At 50.0% G+C, this 22,094-nt stretch carries 18 protein-coding genes; 4 read left to right on the forward strand and 14 right to left on the reverse strand.

The genetic code is table 11. The features are described 5' to 3' along the window. Positions 1-345: 345 nt before the first annotated feature. Positions 346-1,314, forward strand: a complete 969-nt coding sequence (gene cysK / locus C2M24_RS13035) for a cysteine synthase A (protein WP_105200439.1) — start codon at positions 346-348, stop codon at positions 1,312-1,314. A 149-nt stretch (positions 1,315-1,463) separates the two neighbouring features. On the opposite strand, the gene C2M24_RS13040 is transcribed toward cysK, so the two are convergent. Continuing rightward, complete coding sequence (locus C2M24_RS13040; protein ID WP_105215411.1) at positions 1,464-3,740, reverse strand: acyl-CoA dehydrogenase; 2,277 nt, start codon at positions 3,738-3,740, stop codon at positions 1,464-1,466. Positions 3,741-3,903: 163 nt separating this feature from the next. Here C2M24_RS13040 and C2M24_RS13045 point away from each other — a divergent pair, with 163 nt between their 5' ends. Then, entirely contained in the window at positions 3,904-5,751 is a 1,848-nt protein-coding gene (locus C2M24_RS13045; protein ID WP_105200441.1) for a M2 family metallopeptidase, read from the forward strand. Between the two features lie 72 nt (positions 5,752-5,823). On the opposite strand, the gene C2M24_RS13050 is transcribed toward C2M24_RS13045, so the two are convergent. From C2M24_RS13050 to nagK, 10 genes are all read right to left on the reverse strand, one after another. Beyond that, entirely contained in the window at positions 5,824-6,615 is a 792-nt protein-coding gene (locus tag C2M24_RS13050; RefSeq protein ID WP_105215413.1) for a putative porin, read from the reverse strand. 125 nt (positions 6,616-6,740) lie between these two features. After that, a complete protein-coding gene (locus C2M24_RS13055; protein WP_105200443.1) occupies positions 6,741-7,115 on the reverse strand; it encodes a PH domain-containing protein in 375 nt (124 codons plus the stop codon). Position 7,116: 1 nt separating this feature from the next. Then, positions 7,117-8,028: an ABC transporter ATP-binding protein gene (locus C2M24_RS13060; protein ID WP_105215415.1), complete on the reverse strand. Its 912-nt coding sequence runs from the start codon at positions 8,026-8,028 to the stop codon at positions 7,117-7,119. Then, positions 8,025-8,834 carry an ABC transporter permease subunit gene (locus tag C2M24_RS13065; RefSeq protein WP_105200445.1) on the reverse strand — a complete coding sequence of 270 codons (810 nt, stop codon included), beginning with the start codon at positions 8,832-8,834 and terminating at the stop codon, positions 8,025-8,027. Before C2M24_RS13065 ends, C2M24_RS13060 begins: the two co-directional genes overlap by 4 nt. A 272-nt stretch (positions 8,835-9,106) precedes the next feature. Beyond that, positions 9,107-10,285 carry a cystathionine beta-lyase gene (locus C2M24_RS13070; RefSeq protein WP_105215417.1) on the reverse strand — a complete coding sequence of 393 codons (1,179 nt, stop codon included), beginning with the start codon at positions 10,283-10,285 and terminating at the stop codon, positions 9,107-9,109. Next, positions 10,282-11,202 carry an NAD(+) diphosphatase gene (gene nudC / locus C2M24_RS13075; protein ID WP_105215419.1) on the reverse strand — a complete coding sequence of 307 codons (921 nt, stop codon included), beginning with the start codon at positions 11,200-11,202 and terminating at the stop codon, positions 10,282-10,284. The genes C2M24_RS13070 and nudC overlap by 4 nt, the downstream gene beginning before the upstream one ends. A gap of 105 nt (positions 11,203-11,307) precedes the next feature. After that, entirely contained in the window at positions 11,308-12,102 is a 795-nt protein-coding gene (gene nagB, locus C2M24_RS13080) for a glucosamine-6-phosphate deaminase (RefSeq protein ID WP_105215781.1), read from the reverse strand. Between the two features lie 228 nt (positions 12,103-12,330). After that, entirely contained in the window at positions 12,331-13,467 is a 1,137-nt protein-coding gene (gene nagX / locus C2M24_RS13085; protein ID WP_105215421.1) for a transmembrane glucosamine N-acetyltransferase NagX, read from the reverse strand. 88 nt (positions 13,468-13,555) lie between these two features. Further along, positions 13,556-14,677, reverse strand: a complete 1,122-nt coding sequence (gene nagA / locus C2M24_RS13090; RefSeq protein WP_105215423.1) for an N-acetylglucosamine-6-phosphate deacetylase — start codon at positions 14,675-14,677, stop codon at positions 13,556-13,558. A 49-nt stretch (positions 14,678-14,726) separates the two neighbouring features. Next, a complete protein-coding gene (nagK, locus tag C2M24_RS13095; protein ID WP_105200450.1) occupies positions 14,727-15,623 on the reverse strand; it encodes an N-acetylglucosamine kinase in 897 nt (298 codons plus the stop codon). A 346-nt stretch (positions 15,624-15,969) separates the two neighbouring features. On the opposite strand from nagK, the gene C2M24_RS13100 reads away from it, so the two are divergent. Both C2M24_RS13100 and C2M24_RS13105 read left to right on the forward strand, forming a co-directional pair. Further along, complete coding sequence (locus C2M24_RS13100; RefSeq protein ID WP_105215425.1) at positions 15,970-16,560, forward strand: hypothetical protein; 591 nt, start codon at positions 15,970-15,972, stop codon at positions 16,558-16,560. Positions 16,561-16,584: 24 nt separating this feature from the next. Beyond that, the gene (locus tag C2M24_RS13105) at positions 16,585-17,346 is read left to right on the forward strand and encodes a DUF3307 domain-containing protein (RefSeq protein WP_105215427.1); all 762 of its coding nucleotides are present in this window, start codon (positions 16,585-16,587) and stop codon (positions 17,344-17,346) included. 65 nt (positions 17,347-17,411) lie between these two features. On the opposite strand, the gene C2M24_RS13110 is transcribed toward C2M24_RS13105, so the two are convergent. From C2M24_RS13110 to metE, 3 genes are all read right to left on the reverse strand, one after another. Further along, positions 17,412-18,251 carry an isopenicillin N synthase family dioxygenase gene (locus tag C2M24_RS13110; protein WP_105200453.1) on the reverse strand — a complete coding sequence of 280 codons (840 nt, stop codon included), beginning with the start codon at positions 18,249-18,251 and terminating at the stop codon, positions 17,412-17,414. A 230-nt stretch (positions 18,252-18,481) separates the two neighbouring features. Next, positions 18,482-19,525 (reverse strand): dihydroorotase, encoded by a 1,044-nt coding sequence (gene pyrC / locus C2M24_RS13115; RefSeq protein WP_105200454.1) that lies wholly within the window; start codon positions 19,523-19,525, stop codon positions 18,482-18,484. 120 nt (positions 19,526-19,645) lie between these two features. Further along, on the reverse strand, positions 19,646-21,919 hold the full coding sequence (gene metE / locus C2M24_RS13120) for a 5-methyltetrahydropteroyltriglutamate--homocysteine S-methyltransferase (RefSeq protein WP_105215429.1): 2,274 nt from the start codon (positions 21,917-21,919) through the stop codon (positions 19,646-19,648). Between the last annotated feature and the right edge of the window lie 175 nt (positions 21,920-22,094).

Consider the following 22,094-nt stretch of genomic DNA (forward strand, 5'->3'; position numbering starts at 1 on the left):
TAACAATACTGATGTTTTACCATCTTTTAACACTTATGTACGCATAAATCCGTTCAATCACGCATCGGATGAGTAAGGATTGAACAAACAACTGCCTTATACGCATGCCACTTATGTATATAGAGAACTGGCAAAACGCCCTAGCATGCGCCAGAATTATTTCACCTTCTGGTAAGGAACTGCGAATAAAATTAAAGCATCAGGAATATCAAACTTTGTTTTTATACCCTGCTGTTATAACCGATTAGCTATATCATATAGCCAATCTTTCCTTTAGTTTTGCGCTTCAAATAGTAAAGTGAAGGCATTACCGAATATACGGTCACATTTAGCTAGGTACTGAATATGTCAAAGATTTACGAAGATAATTCGCTTTCAATTGGAAACACCCCGTTAGTCAAACTTAACCGCGTCACCTCTGGTAATGTTTACGCCAAAATCGAAGCTCGCAACCCGAGCTTTAGTGTTAAATGCCGCATCGGTGCGTCAATGATTTGGGAAGCCGAAAAATCTGGCGAATTAACCGAAGGCAAAGAATTGATCGAGCCGACATCAGGTAATACAGGTATCGCCCTGGCCTTTGTTGCTGCATCTCGTGGCTATAAGCTAACCCTGACCATGCCCAACACCATGAGCTTAGAGCGTCGTAAGCTGTTGAAGGCATTAGGTGCAAACCTGGTACTTACCGACGGCGCCAAAGGCATGAAAGGCGCTATCGAGAAAGCCAAAGAAATTCGCGATAGTAACCCTGAAAAATATATTTTATTGCAACAGTTTGAAAACCCAGCTAACCCTAAGATTCACTTCGAAACCACAGGCCCGGAAATCTATGATGCCCTAGATGGCAAGATTGATTTCTTTGTTGCCGGTGTTGGCACAGGCGGCACCATCACAGGTGTGAGCCGCTACTTGAAGCAGGAAAAAGGCGTGGATGTTAAGTCTATCGCCGTTGAGCCAAGCGACTCACCAGTGATCAGCCAAACCATGGCCGGTGAAGAGGTAAAACCTGGCCCCCATAAAATTCAGGGCATAGGTGCCGGCTTTATTCCTGGCAACCTGGATTTAGAATTGCTTGATGGCGTTGAACTAGTCAGTAATGAAGAATCCATGGAGATGGCCCATGAGCTGATGAAACGTGAAGGTATCCTTGCGGGTATTTCATCTGGTGCTGCCGTGGTAGCTGCCAAGCGCATCGCGGAGCGTCCTGAAAACGCAGGTAAAAACATTGTGGTTATCTTACCTAGCTCAGCTGAGCGTTATCTATCTAGTGCCCTGTTTGCCGATGAATTTAGCGACCAAGAGTTAGTACAATAACTCAGCTTATGATTCTTTATTCGTAATTAAAAGGCGCTCAGGCGCCTTTTTCTTTGCTTGTGATTCGGGCTAATATCCTACAGCGGCTAAATCTGAGCCGGACATTAAAAAAGGGCCTAATGGCCCTTTTTAGTAGTTATTGAACTTGGCTAGGCAAACTCATCGGCGTCAAAAACATCGACGGCTATCACTTTTTGCCTTAATTCCTCAGCCTTGGATAACAAATTATATTGCTCCTCGGTGATCTTCTCTTTTTCTTTTGCATCCTCAATAAGCTCTAATACGGTAAGTCCACGGATCTCTTTGTCGCGTTTAAGTTTATTCAGTGCTTTGTAAGCAGATGCAGCTTGATGCTGGGCTTCGAGTGCCGCTTCAAGCACGCCAGTGCCATTTTTTTCATCAACCACGCACAAGTGGGTTAAGCGCTCGCGCACTACACCTATTTGAGTCATGTGCTTGGCCACAGCTCTAGCAACCTCGTCTTTTGGCATCTTAAAGTGATTGCCTAAGGGGAACACCACCAGACGTAACAGGCTACGTAGCGCTAAGCCACCAACATTAGTAATGAACTCGTCAAAGGCCTTGGCGCACAGATACAGGTTACGTTCTACCGAATATTGCACAAAAGGCAGGTCAGCATGCTGATGCCCTTCGTCTTCAAAACGCTTCAGCACAGCAGAAGCAAGATAAAGGTGACTTAATACATCACCCAAACGGGCCGAAAGCATTTCTTTGCGCTTAAGCTCGCCACCAAAGCGCAGCATGGCGATGTCAGAACAAAACGCCAAGGCTCTGGAGAAACGGCCCAGATAACGATAGTAATGTGCTGTGGCACCACCTACGGGGGTGCGGGCAAAGTAGCTGCAAGTCAAGGCGTGCACAAAGGCCATGGCGCCATTGTTCGCGCTATAGAGGATATGCTGACACAAGAGAGGATCAAATTCCTTCACCCCTTTTTCGCCATCCTCATGTGCAGCGGCCGCCATTTCATTGAGCACATAAGGGTGACAGCGAATGGCACCCTGACCGAAAATCATCAGGTTGCGAGTAAGAATATTCGCGCCCTCAACTGTGATCGAAACTGGTGTGCCCATATAGCAGTGTGCCAAATAATTCGAGGGTCCCATTTGAATGCCCTTGCCGGCATGAATATCCAAGGCATCATTGATCACCTGGCGACCCATTTCCGTCATATGGTATTTGGCGATAGCAGTGATCACAGCGGGGCTCAGTTTTTGATCTATGGCCGTGGCAGTTAGCACCCGGGTGGCCTCAAGCTGATAGGTTAAGCCACCGATACGCGCAAGGGCTTCCTGTACGCCTTCAAACTCGCCAATGGCCACACCAAATTGTTGGCGCAGCGCCGCATAAGCACCACTTGTGCGGGCACTTAAATGTCCGGTTGCGGTACTAAGCGCGGGTAAGGAAATGCCCCGCCCCGCTGATAAACACTCGACCAGCATACGCCAGCCATTACCGGCCTGCACTTCACCACCGATAATCCAGTCAAGGGGAATAAATACATCTTCACCCGTGGTGGTGCCGTTAAGGAACCCCATATTCATGGGCTTATGACGCATACCCGTATTCACCCCGGGGTGATCCGTGGGGATCAGGGCGCAGGTGATACCGATATTCTTGGTGTGCCCCAATAGGCCATCTGGGTCGAACATCTTAAATGCCAGGCCAAGCACCGTGGCTTTAGGCGCCAGAGTTATATAGCGTTTTGACCAGTTGAGTCTTAAACCCAGTACTTCCTCCCCCTGGTATTCGCCCTTACAAACGATGCCCGTATCCGGGATGGCGCCGGCATCGGAGCCCGCATCCGGTGCGGTTAGCGCAAAGCAAGGCAATTCTTCGCCCTTGGCCAGCTTAGGAAGCCAAAGGTTTTGCTGCTCCAAAGTACCATAGTGCAATAACAACTCAGCCGGGCCCAAACTATTGGGCACCATCACGGTTACCGCCGCACTTAAGCTCTTAGTGGCAATTTTCGCCACTATGGTGGAGTTTGCTAAGGCCGAAAATTCATGACCACCGTGCTCTTTAGGAATGATCAAAGCAAAAAAGCCTTGGTCTTTAAGGTATTGCCACACGGGCTCGCTTAAATCCTGATTCCGGGTGATCTCTTCGTCATCAAGCATGCTGCACAAGGTAGCCACCTGATTGTCGATAAACTCACGCTCTTCGCTGCTTAATATGGTGGTTGCGTATTGATGCAGGGTATGCCAGTTGGGATTGCCGCGAAAAAGCTCGCCATCCCACCAGATATCCCCCGCTTCCATAGCATCACGCTCGGTTTGCGACAGCGGCGGCAATGCATTTTTAAACCATTTAAACAACGGCCGGGTAATAATATTCATGCGAATATCACGCACCCCAAACACCACAATAATGGCGACCAAAATAAGGATAAATAACCAACTCATTGCTTTGTTCCTTGATACTCGATCTTAGCCCTCAGTATGGACGAACTATCAAGATTTACAATCATTTGCGACATCTGCATTGTACCAATTCGCAGCGCACTGCTATTATTCTGCTGCTTTAACCGGGATATTTAACCCGGGTCAAACAACAAGAGGAATCTTCATGACCAATTTGCCATTTAAACCAAGCCTAAGCGCCTTGGTTGTCTGCGCGGCGCTCGGCCTAACTGCCTGCTCGGATGCCAACACCGCAGAAACAAAACAACAAGGTGTTGCTAAAACCCAGGTGAGTGTTGCCGATGCTCAGCGTTTCTTAGATAAAACCGAGCAAGACTTAGCCGCCCTATATCTTGAGTCAAGCCGTGCCGAGTGGATTTACGCCAACTTTATTACTCATGATACCGCCGAGCTTTCTGCCGAAGTAAACCGCAAGATGACAGAAACCGTGGTGCGTCTTGCCAACGAAGCGGCTAAGTTTGACAGCTTGGAACTTGATTATGATGCCCGTCGTAAGCTCGACAAGCTTAAGCTTGCTTTAACTTTGCCCGCACCTCAGGATGCCGAGAAAACAGCCAAACTTTCTCAGTTGGTTGCCGAGTTAGGCGGTTTATACGGTAAAGGCAAATATTGTAAAGAAGACGGTACCTGTTTAAGCCTAGGCGAGATGACCGCCACCATGGCCACCAGCCGTGATTACAACGAACTGCTGGACTTATGGCAGGGCTGGCGCCAGGTGTCTAAACCCATGCGCCCGCTTTACGAGCAGCAAGTAGCACTTACCAATGAAGGTGCACAGGAGTTGGGTTATGCCGACACCGGCGCCATGTGGCGCAGCAAATACGATATGCCAGCCGATGACTTCGCCAAAGAGCTAGATCGCATCTGGGGTCAGGTAAAACCGCTTTATGATTCACTGCACTGCCATGTGCGCGCCAAATTGGGCGAAAAATACGGCGAAGACAAGGTACCGCAAGATCAACCTATCCCGGCTCACCTGCTAGGTAATATGTGGGCGCAAACCTGGGGTAACATTTATGACGTGGTCGCCCCGGAAAATGCCGATCCTGGTTATGATGTTACCGAACTGCTCGCCAAGCATAACTATGACGAGATCAAGATGGTCAAAGGCGCTGAGAAGTTCTTTACTTCTATGGGCTTTGCACCGCTACCACAAACCTTCTACGAGCGCTCCTTGTTCACTAAGCCTCAGGACCGTGATGTGCAATGTCATGCCTCGGCCTGGAACATCGACAGCAAGGACGACTTGCGCATTAAGATGTGTATTCAGCGCACCGGTGAAGAGTTCTCTGTTATTCACCACGAACTGGGCCACAATTTCTACCAGCGTGCCTACAACACGCAGCCGCTTTATTATCAGGAAAGCGCCAACGATGGTTTCCATGAGGCCATTGGCGACACCATAGCCCTGTCTGTGACTCCGGCTTACCTAAAAGAAATCGGCCTGCTTGATGAAGTGCCGGATGAGTCAAAAGACATCGGCCTGCTGATGAAGATGGCATTGGATAAAGTAGCCTTTATTCCTTTCGGTCTGCTCGTTGACCAATGGCGCTGGCAGGTATTCTCAGGTGAAATTACTCCTGAGAACTATAACCAAGCCTGGTGGGATCTGCGTGAGAAGTATCAAGGTGTACAAGCGCCTATCGCCCGCTCTGAAGCCGACTTTGATCCCGGAGCGAAATACCATGTACCAGGCAATACGCCATACACGCGTTATTTCCTAGCGCATATTCTGCAGTTCGACTTCCACCGTAGCCTGTGTGAAATCGCCGGTAACGAAGAAGCGATTCATCGCTGTTCGGTGTACAACTCGAAAGAAGCCGGTGAAAAGCTTAACGCCATGCTAGAGATGGGTTCAAGCCGCCCATGGCAAGAAGCCCTGGCCAGCGTGACGGGTAAAGAAGAAATGGATGCCACCGCCATCCTGGATTACTTTGCCCCGCTTCAAGCTTACCTTGATGAGCAAAACAAAGGCCGTCAGTGCGGCTGGTAATTTTCTAACCAAAGGTTGAAAACAAAAAAGCCGCGATAATCGCGGCTTTTTTTATTCCTAAAGCGAAGCAGATTAGAACTGCGCCGTGGCTTTTAGGTAGTACTGATCTAGGCCTGAGTCATCCCAGTTGTTACCATAACCAGCAGTCACAGCAAAGTTAGTAGTGAAGAAGTGCTTAGCACCAAAACCGTAATTGTCTTCTTCATCAAACTGAACGAATGCCGAAGTTGCTTTGCTGAAGTAATAGCTAGAGCCAAGTTGCCAGTAGCTGTCCCCATCTTCAATGTCGATAAATGTCCCTTCAACCGTTAGGTAGTTACCGTGCTGCAGGTCTTTAAAGTATTTTGCACTTACTTCACGATGATCGAATCCGTCATCCACTTTGGCTGTGAAACCGATGTAATCGGTGGCGTTTAGCGCGTGATTGTATTGACCTGAAAAGTAGAAAACGTCGCTTGCCTGTTCATAATCTTCACGTTCAACTTTGAACAACAAGTTGTCGTTTACCAGGTAGCCTAGGCTTAATGTGTAGCCATCAACATCACCAGCATCATCAAAGTCTGTGGTGTTGAACGATGCGCCAAATACAAAGCTATTGTAGAAGTACTCACCGCCTACATTGTAGCTAGTGGCGAAGTCACTATCAGCAAGACCGCCGTATACATTGGTGGTTTTGTTGATGTATTCAAACTGATCCAACGGGCCAAGTACTTGCTTAGGCGCGAAATAGTACTTAGAGCTTAAAGAAACAAAGTCATCAGAGTCGAAGTTAACGTATTCAAGGTCGGTGATAGACTGATAAGACTGGGCGAATGCAGCGCCTGAGAAAAGTACAGATGCGATGGCAACAGTTAGTTTTTTCATAATAGATTTCCCTATATCTAAATAAAGCAGCGCCACTCTAGCGCCGCTGAACTGAATTATAACTTAACTAACCATTTGATTGTTTTAATTAAATGTTAGGGATTGTTAGATATGGGTACAAATTCTTACAAAGCATAGCGTGACAATATTCGATAAACCTCATTAATGTTGTCGCCAGCCTTGAAGTTTTTCGTCAACGGCTCCTTATCCGAGCCAATCCAGATTTTCAGCTCCGCATCCATATCGAAGTGACCGGCGCTTTCTTTACTGAATTTAGTAATTTTGCCGTAAGGAATGCTCAACACTTCCATTTTTGACCCTGTCATACCTTGTTTGTCCACCAAGATTAAGCGCTTGTTGGTAAACAAGAATAAATCGCGGATCACCTTGTACGCTTTTTCCAAGTTCTCTCCCGGGGCAAGAATTTCTTCGAGCAGGGTTTCCAGCTCCTCACCATCCACTTCACTGGCATTACCCATTAGTCCGCTTAAAAGTCCCATATTAGGCTCCTGTTGCAAAAAGTTGATTTTCTAGAGTGTGACCATTAACCAGCGCACGATACTGCCACCCTTGTTGATGACATAATCTTAGCACCTGAATGTCCATGGCCTCAGAATTGACCTGATGTTCGTAGCCGATCACAAATTCATTACTTTGACTATTACTCACCTCAATCACCCGTTCAAGGGTTTTTAGTCGCTCTACCACCTGCGCATCTTGCTCTCGCAGTTGCAGGGTAAGATACCTCAGCTGCGTGCCGCCTTGATTAAGTTCGTGGGTTGCCAATTGCCCCTGGCGTAAATATAAAACGCGATCACATAAGCGTTCTAGCTCGGATAAATCATGGGAGCTGAGCACAAAGGTGGTGTGGTCGCTGTGCATACTCACCAGCTCACGAATAGCCCTGGCATTGACCGGATCAAGCCCCGCGGTGGCCTCATCCAACATCACCAGTTTAGGCGAGCCGATCAGCGCCTGCGCTATGCAGATACGTTTTTTCATGCCGTGTGACAGCTCATTGGGACGGTTATTTAAAGTCTCGGACAGACTCACCAGCTCCAATACCCGCTCACATTCGCTTCGCGCCTCGGCGCGGCTAAATCCTTGCAATCGCGCGAACAGATTTAACTGTTCACCAACGCTGAAATCCGGGCTTAGCAAGGCATCTTGGGGCAAGGCCGCAAGCTGACCAAACAAGGCAGCACTGCCCGGCTTATGACCAAGCACGCGCAACTCACCCCGGCTCGGTTGCAAGTAGCCGCAGATTAAACTGAATAAGGTGGTCTTACCGGCACCGTTAGGGCCGACCAGGGCAATGGGCTTACCCGCAGTCAATTCGATATTCACGTCTTGCAGCGCTTGCTTGGCACCGAAGAAATGGCTGACGCCCTTGGCTTCTATTAACAAACTCATAGACTGCCTCGCTGAAATTTGTAAAAACCTAGCCCTAGGAAGAGCCCCGTTTGCACCAGTGGCCACAGCACCGCGCTCATTAAGGGCGGGCGTAAGGTCGCAATCTGGTCGAGCGGCTCGCCGGGGAACAAATAATCCAGCGCCTCGGGCACACCCAGTTTCACCTGCAGTATGGATAAGATCAGTAAGCCCAGGGTGTAGAGCAAGATCACGTAAATCAGTGCCATTCGCGATGAGCGCGCCACGGTATTAAGTAGAGACATAAGAGCAATAAAGGGCAGTAAATTAACCAGCAGCAAGAGTTCAAACTGCAGGGCATGCCAAAGCGCTTGTGGAAGAATACTGATATCGCGCAGCGCCACCAAAATAAGTGCCCCACACAAACTAATGGCAATCAAGAATGCCGTACTTAAGGCATGACCGAAAAAACGTCCCAGTACAATTTCCAAACGTGTGGCGCGCAAAGCAATAAAACGCAGAGTGCCGCGCTCGCGATCGCTGACAAACTGATCGCTGCACAAGTAAATGATAAAGGGTGGAAAGGTGAGCATGGCGATTAGGCAATACACCGCCATCTCGGCATCGGGCCAATGTAACAGGCTTTGCAGACCCAGGTTGCCAAACACGGCTAAAATAAACTGCTCAAACTCCGGCTGAGCGAGAATATTCACCGCTTCATACACGCCATAGCGGTAAATCATCAGCCACACTAGGGCAAAGGCCAACAGTGCCAGCCAGGCTTTCTTAGTTAAAAAATGCCGCGCTAGCTCAAACTGCATAAGCTTGCCGATACGCACAGGGTCCATGGCGTTATCCTTATTATTATACCAATTTTATTAAAGTTCTTATCATTCTTGCGAGCTAAATAACCCACTTACATCGTTTAAAATTACAGATGTAGAACAACTACATACTGAAATTTTCGCCTTGTCATTGGGCCATTTATCTGACGCCATAATAGACCATCTATTTAATGCAATTGGTATTATTAGTTGCTTACCACTATAAATGAAAAAAGCGCTCAAAAGTATGAGCGCTTGTAAAAAGATGTTTCAGTAAAGTCTACGGCTTATGGACACTAAGCCTGAGCACAAACCTTGGCGTACACATCCAGGCCCTGACTCAGGTCTTCAATCAAGTCATCAACATTCTCTAGACCAATATGCAGACGAATAATTGGCCCATGCGCCCAACCGGTGACGCTGCGCAGCGGTGCCATGGTAAGGCCTGTGGTGATCAGGCTCTCATAGCCGCCCCAGGAAAAGCCCATTTTAAAGTGATGCAAGGCCTCAACCAAGGCATCCAACGCCGCCTGATTGCCCTCTTTCATCACCACGGAAAACAACCCATTGCTGCCGTGAAAGTCGCGCTTAAAGTGCTCATGTCCTGGGCACGTTGATAATGCAGGATGACGCACATGGTCGACCAGCGGGTGCGTGCTTAACCAGTTTGCTACTTCTAACGCCGCCTGCTCATGCTGCGCCAAACGTACCGCCATGGTGCGCAGGCCACGCAGTGCCATATAAGCATCATCGGCGCTGCAACACTGACCAAGCAGGTAGGATTGCTCGCGCAAGGTTGGCCAATAGTGCTCGTTAGCAACGCTGACCCCCATCATCACATCGCTGTGGCCGACGATATATTTGGTTGCCGCCTGGATGCTGATATCAACACCGTGATCTAAGGGACGAAACTGCAGGCCATTGCCGTACGTATTATCGAGCATGGTAATTAAGCCATGATCTTTGGCCACCTTAACCAGGGCCGGTACGTCCTGCACTTCCATGGTGATGGAACCGGGAGATTCCATAAACAGCACTCGGGTGTTGTCTTGAATTAGTTCGCTTATGCCTGCGCCTATCATGGGATCGTAATAGGTGGTACTCACGCCCAATCCGCTCAGTACCTTGTTGCAAAAATCACGAGTCGGCTCATAAGCGGTATCCATCATCAGGATATGATCCCCGGCCTTCACAAATGACAGCAGGGTATTGGCGATGGCCGCTGCGCCGCTTGGGTACAGGGCACAACCAGCGCCGCCTTCAAGCTCGGTAATGGCTTCTTGCAGGGCAAAGTGAGTATTGGTGCCACGACGACCGTAAAATAAGGCGCGATTACCGCGATTTTTAGCCGCTTCTTTAAATTCGGCCACGCTGTCGAATACCACGGTGGATGCCCGCTGCAATACCGGGTTCACAACCCCCTGAGTGTACTTTTTACTGCGCCCGGCGGCGATCAGCTGCGTTTCTTTTTTCATTCCTGGTCCTCATTCTGTGCTATCCAAGAGTCGATTAAAAATCGTGAAATGGAGTCTTTACGGGGCAATTTGAAATGCTCGCCCTCATCCCCCCAGTTACCAAAATCGCGCAGCTCCTGGCGGGAAAACCATCTCGCCTCACTTATTTCATCCTGGTCGATAAATATATCTGTGCTTTTTGCCTTAGCCATATAACCCAGCATTAGAGAGCTTGGAAAAGGCCAAGGCTGAGAGGCGATATACCTGGGATTTTCAACAGCCACTCCAGCCTCTTCCATCACCTCACGAGCCACTGCAGCCTCTAAGGTTTCGCCCGGGTCTACAAATCCGGCCAAGGTTGAGTAAACACCTTGGGGCCAACTCGCCTGACGGCCCAGTAAACAGCGTTCAACGCCATCGCTAAAGGGATAATGAACCAGCATGATCACCGCAGGATCGGTTCTTGGGAAGGTTAAATGACGGCAGTCTTTGTTGCTGCATTTACGCGCATGACCGGCTTCTGCAATAAAGTTTTGGGTGCCACAGCGACCACAAAACTTATGCGTTTTATGCCAGTGACACAGACCTCGGGCCAGCACTAAAATGGCCGCATCATGAGCATCAACCACAGGCCCGTATTTGCGGATATCAACGAATTCATAGCCGGCGAACTGCTTCTCTTCGGCCTGAGGCACGCTTACATCCAGGGCAAAATAATGCTGCTGCTCATGCTCGCCCAGATAGATGGCATTATCCACATCAAACTCTTTTACGGCTTGGTAATCGACAAAAGCGGCGATGGGAGAGTCTGCGATAAACAAATTATGGTCGTTATTGATAAGCACATAACGCCCACCTTGGCGCTTGTTAATAAGCCAATTTGGGTCTTTGCGGTCACTGGAGTGACGGTCGAGGGGCAACTGGGAGTATTGCAACATCTAAATCTAAACACGGGCCAAAAAATCGAATGCCCCTACCCTAGCATATTTGCGGCCCATCGACAGCGACAATAAAAGCTCATTTTAATCTAGCTAATGAAGAAGTTATCTTTTGCCAAGGCGCTTTAACAGCTTTTGGTTTTCGGCTTCAATATGTTTGTAGAAATCCACATCCGCCAATTGACTTGCCGCAGCCTCATCTATCACCAGCACGGCGTTTTGATGCATTTGCAGCGCCGATGCCGGGCAAGCGGCACTGAGTGGCCCTTCGACCGTGGCGGCAATGGCCGCAGCCTTACTCTCACCAGTTGCCAGTAATACCACCTTCTTGGCATCCAATATGGTGCCTATGCCCATGGTGATGGATAAATGGGGCTGGTATTCTCCTTCAGCAAAGAAGCGCGCATTATCGGCAATGGTTGCTTTGGTCAGGGTTTTTACCCGGGTACGCGAGGTCAAGCCGGACGAGGGTTCATTAAAACCGATATGGCCGTTGCGACCAATGCCAAGTAGTTGCAAATCAATCCCACCTGCCTCTGCTATTTGCCGCTCGTATTGCTCGCAGGCCGCAATGGGATCGTCCGCATTGCCTGGCGGCACATGGGTGTTGTTAATATCTATATCAATATGATTAAACAGCTGCTGATTCATAAAGTAGCGGTAACTTTGCGGATGTTCACCGGGCAAGCCCAGGTATTCATCGAGGTTAAAACTTTGCGCCTGAGCAAAGCTTATGTCCCCTTGCTGGTTTAGCTTGATAAGGTTTTGATACAAGGCCACCGGCGTTGAACCGGTCGCTAAACCCAATACCGAGGCAGGCTGTTTGTTTAACTGCGCCGCAAACAACTCACTGCCATAGTGAGCAACCGCCGCCGCGTCTTTTAGAATCACAATTTGCATGTCTAGCTCGTTGTTAAAGTTGAAAAAAATGGGATCTATGGTCAAGCGCTCCGTGCAATTGGCCCGTGACCATAGATCAGCACCTAATAGGGATGGTTATTAGGTCACACCATTATGACAACGTTGTCATTTTTACCTTTTTCATTTCCCCTTGTAAAGCCAAAGCGACGAAACAGGCATGGATTTTTGATTTAGCTTTGTTCGCTGTTACCTACGCCGGATAAAGGCCTAGACACTGACAAAGATCTTGCGCCTATACATCCAGTGTAGCACCAGCAACTGTACGCCCAGCAGCGCTATTACACCGACCAAGGGCTGCCAGGGCTCAGGCACGGCACGTATTACGCCGCCGAACAGACTTTTCGATATATGGCTCCAGCTCACCAGGCTTGAGGCCAGGTAAATAATGATGGAATTGGCGCCGATAATCACAAAGGGATACGCCCATTTTTGCAAGCCAAGTACGTCCACTAGCACATAGAACAGTGCCAGCAGCATGGCACTCCAGCCCACGGTCACCAGCACAAAGGAGCTGGTCCAAAGCTCTTTGTTAACGGGAAAAATTCCATCCCATAACCAGCCAAGCATCAGGCTAACAAGCCCGCTGCCGAATAAAATAGCGGCTATTCGCCACTGCCCGCGCTCCTGTGCCTGAGCTATCAGACGCCCGGCAAAGACTCCCATCATGGCGTTGGCCACGGCGGGAATATTCGACAATATCCCCTCAGGATCAACCGGCCTATTCTGATAACTAATGCCCGGTAACAGGCGCTGATCAATCCAGGCGTTCCAACTGCCCTCGGCACTGAGGTCACCGGCAAGGCCACCGGGCACGAGAATAAAACAAAGCCAAAGCCAATAACCCACTAAGATGCCAACCAGCACCATCACCTGAGTGCGCATCGAGGTGTGCCAGACCAGCATGGCGGCAATAAACCAGGCAATAGCAATGCGGCCAAGCACACTGGCGTAGCGAATTTCATCCAGCGCCATAGGCATGCCGGTGCCCCAGCCATGGTTATAGAGCACCCCAAAGGCTGATAAAATAACCAGTCGTTTCAGCGCCTTTTGGTAATAAGGCAGTCGTTCCTTAAGAGGTAAATGGTCGATGCGTTTAGGGCTTAAGCCCATGGCCACGCCCGATAAGAATATAAAGAGCGGAAAAATCAGATCATAAAAGGTGAAGCCATGCCAAGGTGAGTGCACTGTTTGGGCCTCAAATGCCTTCCAACCCTGCCAACCCGTTAACACCAAAAGTGCGGCAAATATGCCTTGACCGCCAAGGATCCAAAACATGTCGAAGCCGCGTAAGGCATCCAAAGAGGCCAGGCGTTGCTTCTTTTTAACCGTGTCAGTTGTTGTCATATACTCTCACTAGTTGCCCGCTCGCATTTCTGGCTGGGCACAATAAAAAGCCCCGCGTTACTGCCTGCGGGGTCTCCAGGGATTAACCTTAAAGCAAGTGCCCGCCCAGGTAGGTTGCCTGTGCCTGCAGTTGCTGGTCAAGCACCACAAAGTCGGCATCAAAGTCTTCCAGCAGACGCCCCTTAGTATTCTGTAAGCCCAAATAGTGCGCCGGATAAAGGGAGGCCATTCGTAGCGCTTCGCCAAGGCTAATATCCAGGGTATTGACCGTATTGCGCACGGCACTGGCCATATCGAGCACACTGCCCGCCAGCTCTCCGGTACTGGAATTCAAACGATCGCCGGTGCGGTACACCTTACGACCATCGAAGAAATCAAACTCGGTGGCGTCTGTGCCAACCGGCGGCATAGCATCTGTCACCAGCATGATTTTGCCGCGCTGCTTGGTACGAATGGCCAGCTTGGCAGAGTCAGGATGCAGATGATGACCATCCACTATCAATCCACACCAGCTGTTGTCATGCCAAAGGGCTGCACCCACCACACCGGGCTCTCGGGAGGTAAAAGGTGACATGGCATTAAATAAATGAGTGAAGCCATCGGCGCCGGCATCGAGAGCCGCCATGGTGGTGGCATAATCCGCATTGGTATGGCCAAGGGAGACTTTAACACCCAAGGCCACCAGACGCTTGATGTCGGCGATACTGACATGCTCCGGCGCCAGGGTGAGCATTTTCAGACCCAGATCATCGCGCTCGTAAATGGCCATTTCTGCGGCGCTGATAGGACGAATAAACTGCTCACTGTGAGTGCCTTTTTTGGGCAAACTCAGATGCGGCCCTTCGAAATGAACGCCGGCAATACCCGGCACCTGAGCGCTGATAGCCTGAGCAATGGCGTCGGCCGCAGCGCCCATCACCTTAATATCATCTGTGATCAGGGTCGGCATCATGGCCGTGGTGCCAAATTGACCATGGGCATGCACCATCTTCTTGAGACAGGCAAGGTTGGGCTCGGCATTAAAAAACGCACCGCCACCACCATTGACCTGAACATCGATAAACCCAGGTACCACTAAGCCCTCAAGTCGAGTGGCCTGATCTTGTGGCGATGTCAGGAAATGCAATTTTCCCGCACGCACCTGAAAATAGACGTCTGTTAAAAAACGTTCACCATCAAATAAGCGCTGAGCATGGAAGGCTGTATTCATTTTATTTATAACCTTAGAGTCTGTGGTGCCAATTTATTCTTGCGCCGATTTATTCCTGTGCCAACGATTGTTGCGCAAAGTAAACCGCCCCTAATTCCGGCGGCTGTTTGGGCGTTGCGACACGCGCGGCAATATCCGCATCCAGCCACGGCTGCAGGGGCTCTGCCAGGCCGCCAATCATGGATAAACGCGGCGGCTCAAGTGCCAACAAGCGCTTGGCCATCATGCTGATATATCGGGCACCATCTTTAACTATCTCGGTGGCCAAAGGATCGCCCTGTTGCGCCGCATCCAAGACCATACGTGCCAATTTAGCATAACTACTTGAGGGTTGGCCTGCCATTTGTTCGGCAATCACCATCGCCGATTGCGTATTAAAGTGTAAGGTAAACATAGCCGTAAGCTGGGTATGGGGCCCTAAACCATCCAAATCGAGCAACACTGCCTTTAATGCTTCAAGACCGAGCCAGGCGCCACTGCCCTTATCGCCTTGAGCAAAACCATGACCACCATAGCTTTTGCTCTTGCCCTGAACGGTGACATACCCACAGGAGCCAGTGCCCGTGATGATAACCGCCCCATCCTGCCCTTCATGGGCACCAATACAGGCGGTGTGCAAATCCGTGGTCAGGTACATTTTTTTAAAGGGGTGCTGCCAACCACTGATCTGTTCATACAAGCTTGGCAAATTAACCCCGGCCAGGCCTAAACCGGCCACCAGCTCATGAACGCTGTGCAAATTCATAGAGGCATCGCGCAACGCCTGTTGGGTCGACATCATGATCGACTCCAAGGTGCGCTCCAGACCATGCAAGGGGTTGGCGGGCCCGCCAAGGCCAGTGCCCAAGACTCCATGCGTGGGGCTATAAATGGTCGCCCGGCATTTGGTTCCCCCGCCGTCGATACCAATAAATAGCTGTTCCTGCGTTGCCGCGTCTACCCTCATTACCAGACCTCTATACCTTAATTCAATCCGGGCAAAAACGCTGTACGCACCTTGCCTCAAACCACCTGCTCTTTCATGTTGAAATTATGTTACCCAATTAATGACAGCGTTGTCATTAACTTTTTTAGAATTTATCAACAAAAACCCCATTTGCGGTATAGCTATCTGATATCGTTATGGTTTGCTAATTTTAAGCACCTGGCTAAATACACCAAAAAGACAGGCATTCCTGGCAAGAAAAAGCAAAGCTTGTACTTTTAAGGGGGAGTAACTATATTTAGTTACAAATAAAGATGTAACCATTTTCAGTTACTTTCAATTAAGTAACCAAACTGCACGGAGATCTATGTCCACGGCCAATTACACAGTACTGAGCGGCGATATTGTCGGCTCCAGCGAGCAGGCAGGCGCACAATACGACGGTCTGCTTTATACCTTGGAGCAAGGCTTGCGCGCCCTGTGCGAACGCTTTGATGGGCACTTCAACATTTACCGCGGCGATGCTTTTCAATGCATTCTTGGCAAGGCCCCTATCCCTTTACAAGCGACCTTGATGTTACGTCTTTATTTGCGCAGCCATGCCCTTGATGCCCGTGTTAGCGAAGCTATAGGGCCAATTGATAACTATCGCCAGGATGTAAAAACCGCCACCGGCGCCGCCCTGATGCTCTCCGGTAAGGGACTGGATACGATTAAAAACAAGCGCCTGAGTCTAAGCCTCTATCAAAGCCCCTTGAGCGCCAGCTTTGCCTTAAACATCCGCTTCCTTGACCATCTAATTAACCACACTAGTCAAAAGCAGCCCAGGCCCTGTACTGGTATCACTGGCTGGAAAACAAGGATCATGCCGCTATTGCTGCTCAGCTGGGCAGCTCACGAGCCAATGTCACCAAATTACTCAATGCCGGGCAATATCATTTGCTCGATGAATTTCTAGCGGTCGCCGCCAAGGAGTACACACATGAATGAGCAAATCGCCCTGCTGCTTGGGCTGTTGTTGGCCCATGTGGTCTCCGACTTTTTTTTACAACCCTTAAGCTGGGTTCACCAGCGCAATAAACGCCATTTTAAATCCCCTAAGTTGGTGTTGCATACCTTGGTGCACGGAGCACTAAGCGGCGCCTTATTGTGGGCCTGGGAGTGCTATTACGGCCTCGGTGATTGGCTCCCTGTGCTGGCGGCCACCGCACTTATTATGACCAGCCACTGGCTGATTGATGTTGCCAAATCCTACAGCAGCCGTGGCTTTGTGCCCTTTATTGTCGACCAAGGCGCGCATATTCTTATTCTTGTGGCGCTAAGCTGCTATTTAACGGATGCCGATACACTCGGCCTGTGGTTTAACGCTCAGCTGATGCACAGTAATACTTATGTGCTGTTGCTCGCCTATTTATTAGTGCTTAACCCCAGTTCCGTGGCCATTCGTATGCTGCTGGAGCGCTGGCACCTGCCCGCCAGCATCGCTGCTGATAAGAGAACAACGCTGCCACAGGCCGGGCACAGCATCGGCCTGTTAGAGCGCCTGCTTATGCTGACCTTTATCATAATCGATGAATTGGCTGGGGTGGGATTTGTGCTTGCAGCCAAGTCGGTCTTTCGCTTTGGCGATTTAACCAATGCCAAGGATAAACAACTTACCGAGTATGTGATGTTAGGCACCCTACTCAGCGTGGTGATCACACTCGGTATCGGCCTGGCGGCCCGTGCCTTACTGATAAGCTAAACTTTCAAATCCAAAACAAAAAAGCCCGTTTTTAACGGGCTTTTTTTGTGGTCACTCTATGGGCGTTATTTTACGCCGAGTTCGCGTAAACGCTCCTGCAAATAACTGTCGGCGGTGTAACGCTCAGACAGCACCACATCTGGGCGTGGGTGCAAAAACAGGGGTAACGAGATACGCGACTTGGTCGAAGCCTTACCCGTTGGGTTAATTACCCTGTGAATAGTCGATGGGAAGTAACCACCAGATGCCTCTTGCAGCATATCGCCGATATTGATGATCAGATTACCAAAGTCGCTTGGAACATCCAGCCAGCCACCCTCTTTGGTTTGCACCTGTAACCCCGGCTCGTTCGCCGCAGGCAGCACGGTCAGCAGGTTGATATCGCCATGAGCGGCGGCACGAATGGCGCCCGGCTCTTCATCGCCCGTCATCGGTGGATAGTGCAAAATACGCAGTAAGGTTTGCTCCGAATTTTTGATCATGTCTTTAAGGTCAATGGAGAACTTAGCCTGCACATCAGCCGGCGCATGGGCCTGCACCCAGCTCAGTAATTCGCTGGCAAACTCATTGGCCAAGCGATAATACTCACGAATTTTCTCTTCCAGCTGCTCAGGTACCCGGCCCTTAGGATAGACATGGTAGTATTCTTTGATGTCTTTAACCTTGCAGCCTTTGGCCACTTCACTTATCTCGGGTGGGAAATAACCGTCCTGAGTTTGTTTATCAAAAAGAAACTCATGCTTTTGCTCTGAGTTAAAAAAAGCCTGCCAATCCTGATAAATTGACTCCACCAGCGATTGTGGGATCGGATGGTTGGTTAACACCCCAAAACCGGTATTGCGAAGCGATTCGACAAATTCGGCTGGCGCGTTCGGCGATTGATAGTCCACTGTCGGTAAGTGCATGGTTATTTCACCTGTTTGTTATAGCGCGAGAAGCACTGACTGTGCTTAATTTTAGCGCCAGAGCTTAGTCAAAGCCACTTTAGATCATAAGGACAATTGTCCGCTAAAGGCAGGGCTCTGCAACTTGCTTGCGGCAGATCAACACCCCGCCATCCATCTTGGCGGCTAATCCTTACAGGCATAAAAAAACCCGATAACAAATCGGGCTTTTTCTAAGAGTAATCTGGAGCTTAGTCCTTTACCTGCCAGTTCAGCATTTCACCGGCACAAATAGGAATGACCTTGTCTTCTCCCAGCGGGTAGCTTTGCGGCACTTGCCACGGCTCACGTACCAGGGTCACTGTATCCGTATTGCGGGCAATGCCGTAGAAATCAGGACCGAAGTGGCTGGCAAAGGCTTCAAGCTTGTCCAGAGCACCGGCCTGTTCAAAGGCTTCAGCATATAGCTCAAGTGGCGCGTGCGCCGTGTATGCACCAGCACAACCACAAGCCGCTTCTTTTTTGTCCTTAAGGTGTGGCGCCGAATCGGTACCTAGGAAGAACTTGCTGTTACCACTGGTGGCGGCTTCGATCAGGGCTTCCTGATGGGTATTACGCTTAAGGATAGGCAAGCAGTAATAATGCGGACGAATGCCACCGGCAAGCATATGGTTGCGGTTATAAAGCAGGTGATGCGCGGTAATGGTCGCCGCCACATTGGCCGAGGCCGAGCTTACAAACTCAACCGCATCCTTGGTAGTGATGTGCTCTAACACCACTTTAAGCTCAGGGAAGTCCTTCACTACCTTCTTCAGTTTGGTTTCGATAAAGACCTTTTCACGGTCGAAAATATCGATACTTGAATCGGTCACCTCACCGTGAACCAACAACAGCATGCCTACTTCCTGCATGGCTTCAAGCACAGGGTAGATGTTTTCGATATCGGTCACACCTGAGTCCGAGTTGGTGGTCGCACCGGCTGGATACAGCTTGGCAGCAACGATTTTACCCGATGCCTTGGCTTTGCGAATTTCATCAGCCGTGGTGTTATCCGTGAGATACAGCACCATCAGGGGTTCAAAATGCGCCTTTGGCCCCGCAGCCATAATGCGATCACGATAAGCTAGCGCCGTGTCGGTACAGGTCGCCGGTGGCACCAAATTAGGCATGATGATGGCGCGGCCGATATAGCGGCTGGCGTCTCTTACCGTGTCTTTTAGTTGCTCGCCATCACGAAGGTGAATGTGCCAATCATCAGGACGAGTAAGGGTAATACGTTGCGGGGTATGTGTCATTGCGCTTATCCACTAGAAATTTAGTGTGATCTTATGAGGGAAGGCTGTGAAAGTAAAGGGTGAGAAAGGCTTAAAAAAGAGCGGACATTTATAACGTCCGCTCTTTTATGACTCTTTTTGCTAGGCGCTTAATTCTTGGCGCAGCTCCTTGGTGGCAATCACCATGTTTTGCAGGGCCTCACGGGTTTCCGGCCAGGCTCGGGTTTTCAAGCCGCAATCCGGGTTCACCCACAGGCGCTCAACCGGAACTTTCGCCGCCGCCTTGTGGATCAAGTCCTTGATCCATTTGACCTCAGGCACATTCGGGGTATGGATATCATACACCCCAGGGCCAATATCATTGGGGTAATCGAAGTGTTCAAAGGCATCGAGCAGCTCCATGTTCGAGCGCGATGTCTCTATGGTGATCACATCCGCATCCATGGCGGCAATGGCGCCAATAATGTCGTTGAACTCGCTGTAACACATATGAGTGTGAATTTGCGTGCTGTCATCAACGCCGCTGGCCGACACACGGAAGGCATAGGCCGCCCAATCAAGGTAACTTTGCCACTGGCTGGCTTTAAGTGGCATACCCTCGCGAAACGCCGGTTCATCGATTTGAATCACCTTAATGCCCGCATCCTGCAGATCCACCACCTCATCACGCAGCGCCAGGGCGATTTGCTTGGCAATGGTCGGCTTATCCAGATCATCGCGCACAAAAGACCAGAACAAAATAGTCACAGGACCCGTGAGCATGCCCTTCATATGCTTGTCGGTGAGCGACTGCGCATACTGGGTCCATTGTAATGTCATAGGCGCGGCGCGAGACACATCACCCCAGATCAAAGGCGGCTTCACACAGCGGGTGCCATAACTTTGTACCCAACCGAACTGGCTAAAGGCAAAACCATCGAGCAATTCACCGAAGTATTCGACCATGTCGTTACGCTCCGCCTCACCATGCACCAATACATCTATATCCAGTGCCTCTTGCTCGCGCACCGCATATTGAATTTGCTCCTGCATCTGCTGCTCATAAGCCTGGGCACTTAACTCCCCAGCCTTAAAGTCGCGACGGGCCTTACGAATATCCGATGTCTGCGGGAAGGAGCCAATAGTAGTAGTCGGCAACAGTGGCAATTGCAGGGCCGCCTTCTGTTTTTCAGCACGCACCGCAAACTCGCTTTGACGTTGACCGTGATCCAAACTTAACTGAGCCACACGCTGCTGCACTTGCGCGTTGTTTACCCTGCTTGAAGTACGGCGGTTTTTCACCGGTGCACTATAGGTGTCGATATCTTGCGTGTTGCAGCGCTCCAGAGCCACTTTCAGCAAATTAAGCTCTTCGCCTTTTTGCTTGGCAAAGGCCAACCAGCTTTTCAATTCACCGTCCAGCAGTTGCTCTTGCTCCAAGTCCACCGGGGTATGCAATAAAGAGCAAGATGGCGCCAGCCACAATGAATCACCACGCTGGGCGGCAATATCTTGCACCTGCTCATAGATGGCACTGAGATCGGCGCGCCAAATATTACGGCCGTTGATCACCCCAAGAGACAACACCCGCTGCTCGCCAAGGGCTTTGTCCAGCGCTTCAATGTTTTGCGGTGTAGCCACCAAGTCGAAATGCGCGCCATCGATGGCATACTCACTGATATCTTTTAAGTAGGCGCTCACCTCATCAAAATAAGTCGCCAGCAGCAGCTTCACGCCCTGATTTGCCAAGGCGGCGAAGCTTTTAGTTAAAGCGCTGCGGTAGTGGGTATCCAGCTCCAAGGCCAAAATTGGCTCATCGATTTGCACCCACTCCACCCCTTGTGCCGCCAACTTGGCCAGCACCTGTTGATACACAGGCAATAGGCGCTCCAACAAGGTGAGCTTATCGAACTCGTCCCCGGCGCATTTAGCCAGGTACAAATAAGTCACCGGGCCAACCAGCACGGGCTTAACGTTGTGACCCAAATTCTGCGCTTCTTCTACCTGCTCAAAAAGTTCGTTAAAGCTCAGGGCAAACTGCTGCTCGGCACTTAGCTCAGGCACGATATAGTGGTAGTTGGTATTAAACCATTTGGTCATCTCACTGGCGGCACAGGCGCAGCCCGTTGGTGCACGACCACGGCCGATACGGAACAGGGTATCCAGTGCATTGCTGCTGTCGCTTTGATGGCGCGCCGGAATGGCTCCTACCAGCATAGAGGTAGATAGCACCTGATCGTACCAGGCAAAATCGCCCACCGGCACAAGCTCTATGCCGGCCTCGCTTTGCATTGCCCAATTTTCTTGGCGGATTTGCGCACCGCGCTGGCGCAGCTCTTCCTGAGTAATATCGCCAGCCCAGTAGGCCTCGATAGCAAATTTCAATTCGCGGCGTTTGCCGATACGGGGAAAACCTAAGTTATGTATACGTGCCATGATGTAAATATCCGTTTAGCTGTTTAGATGGCCAAACATTACCTCTCAGATCTTGGGGACACAAACGAAGCTTACTCACATTGCTAATGAATTAAATTCATATCAGCGCGTTAACTCAACGCTGAATAAATTTAAAAACAGAGAAAATAGACATTTTTCACAATGAATTTTATCT

The sequence above is a fragment of the Pseudoalteromonas sp. T1lg22 genome, assembly GCF_002964645.1.
GTDB lineage: Bacteria > Pseudomonadota > Gammaproteobacteria > Enterobacterales > Alteromonadaceae > Pseudoalteromonas.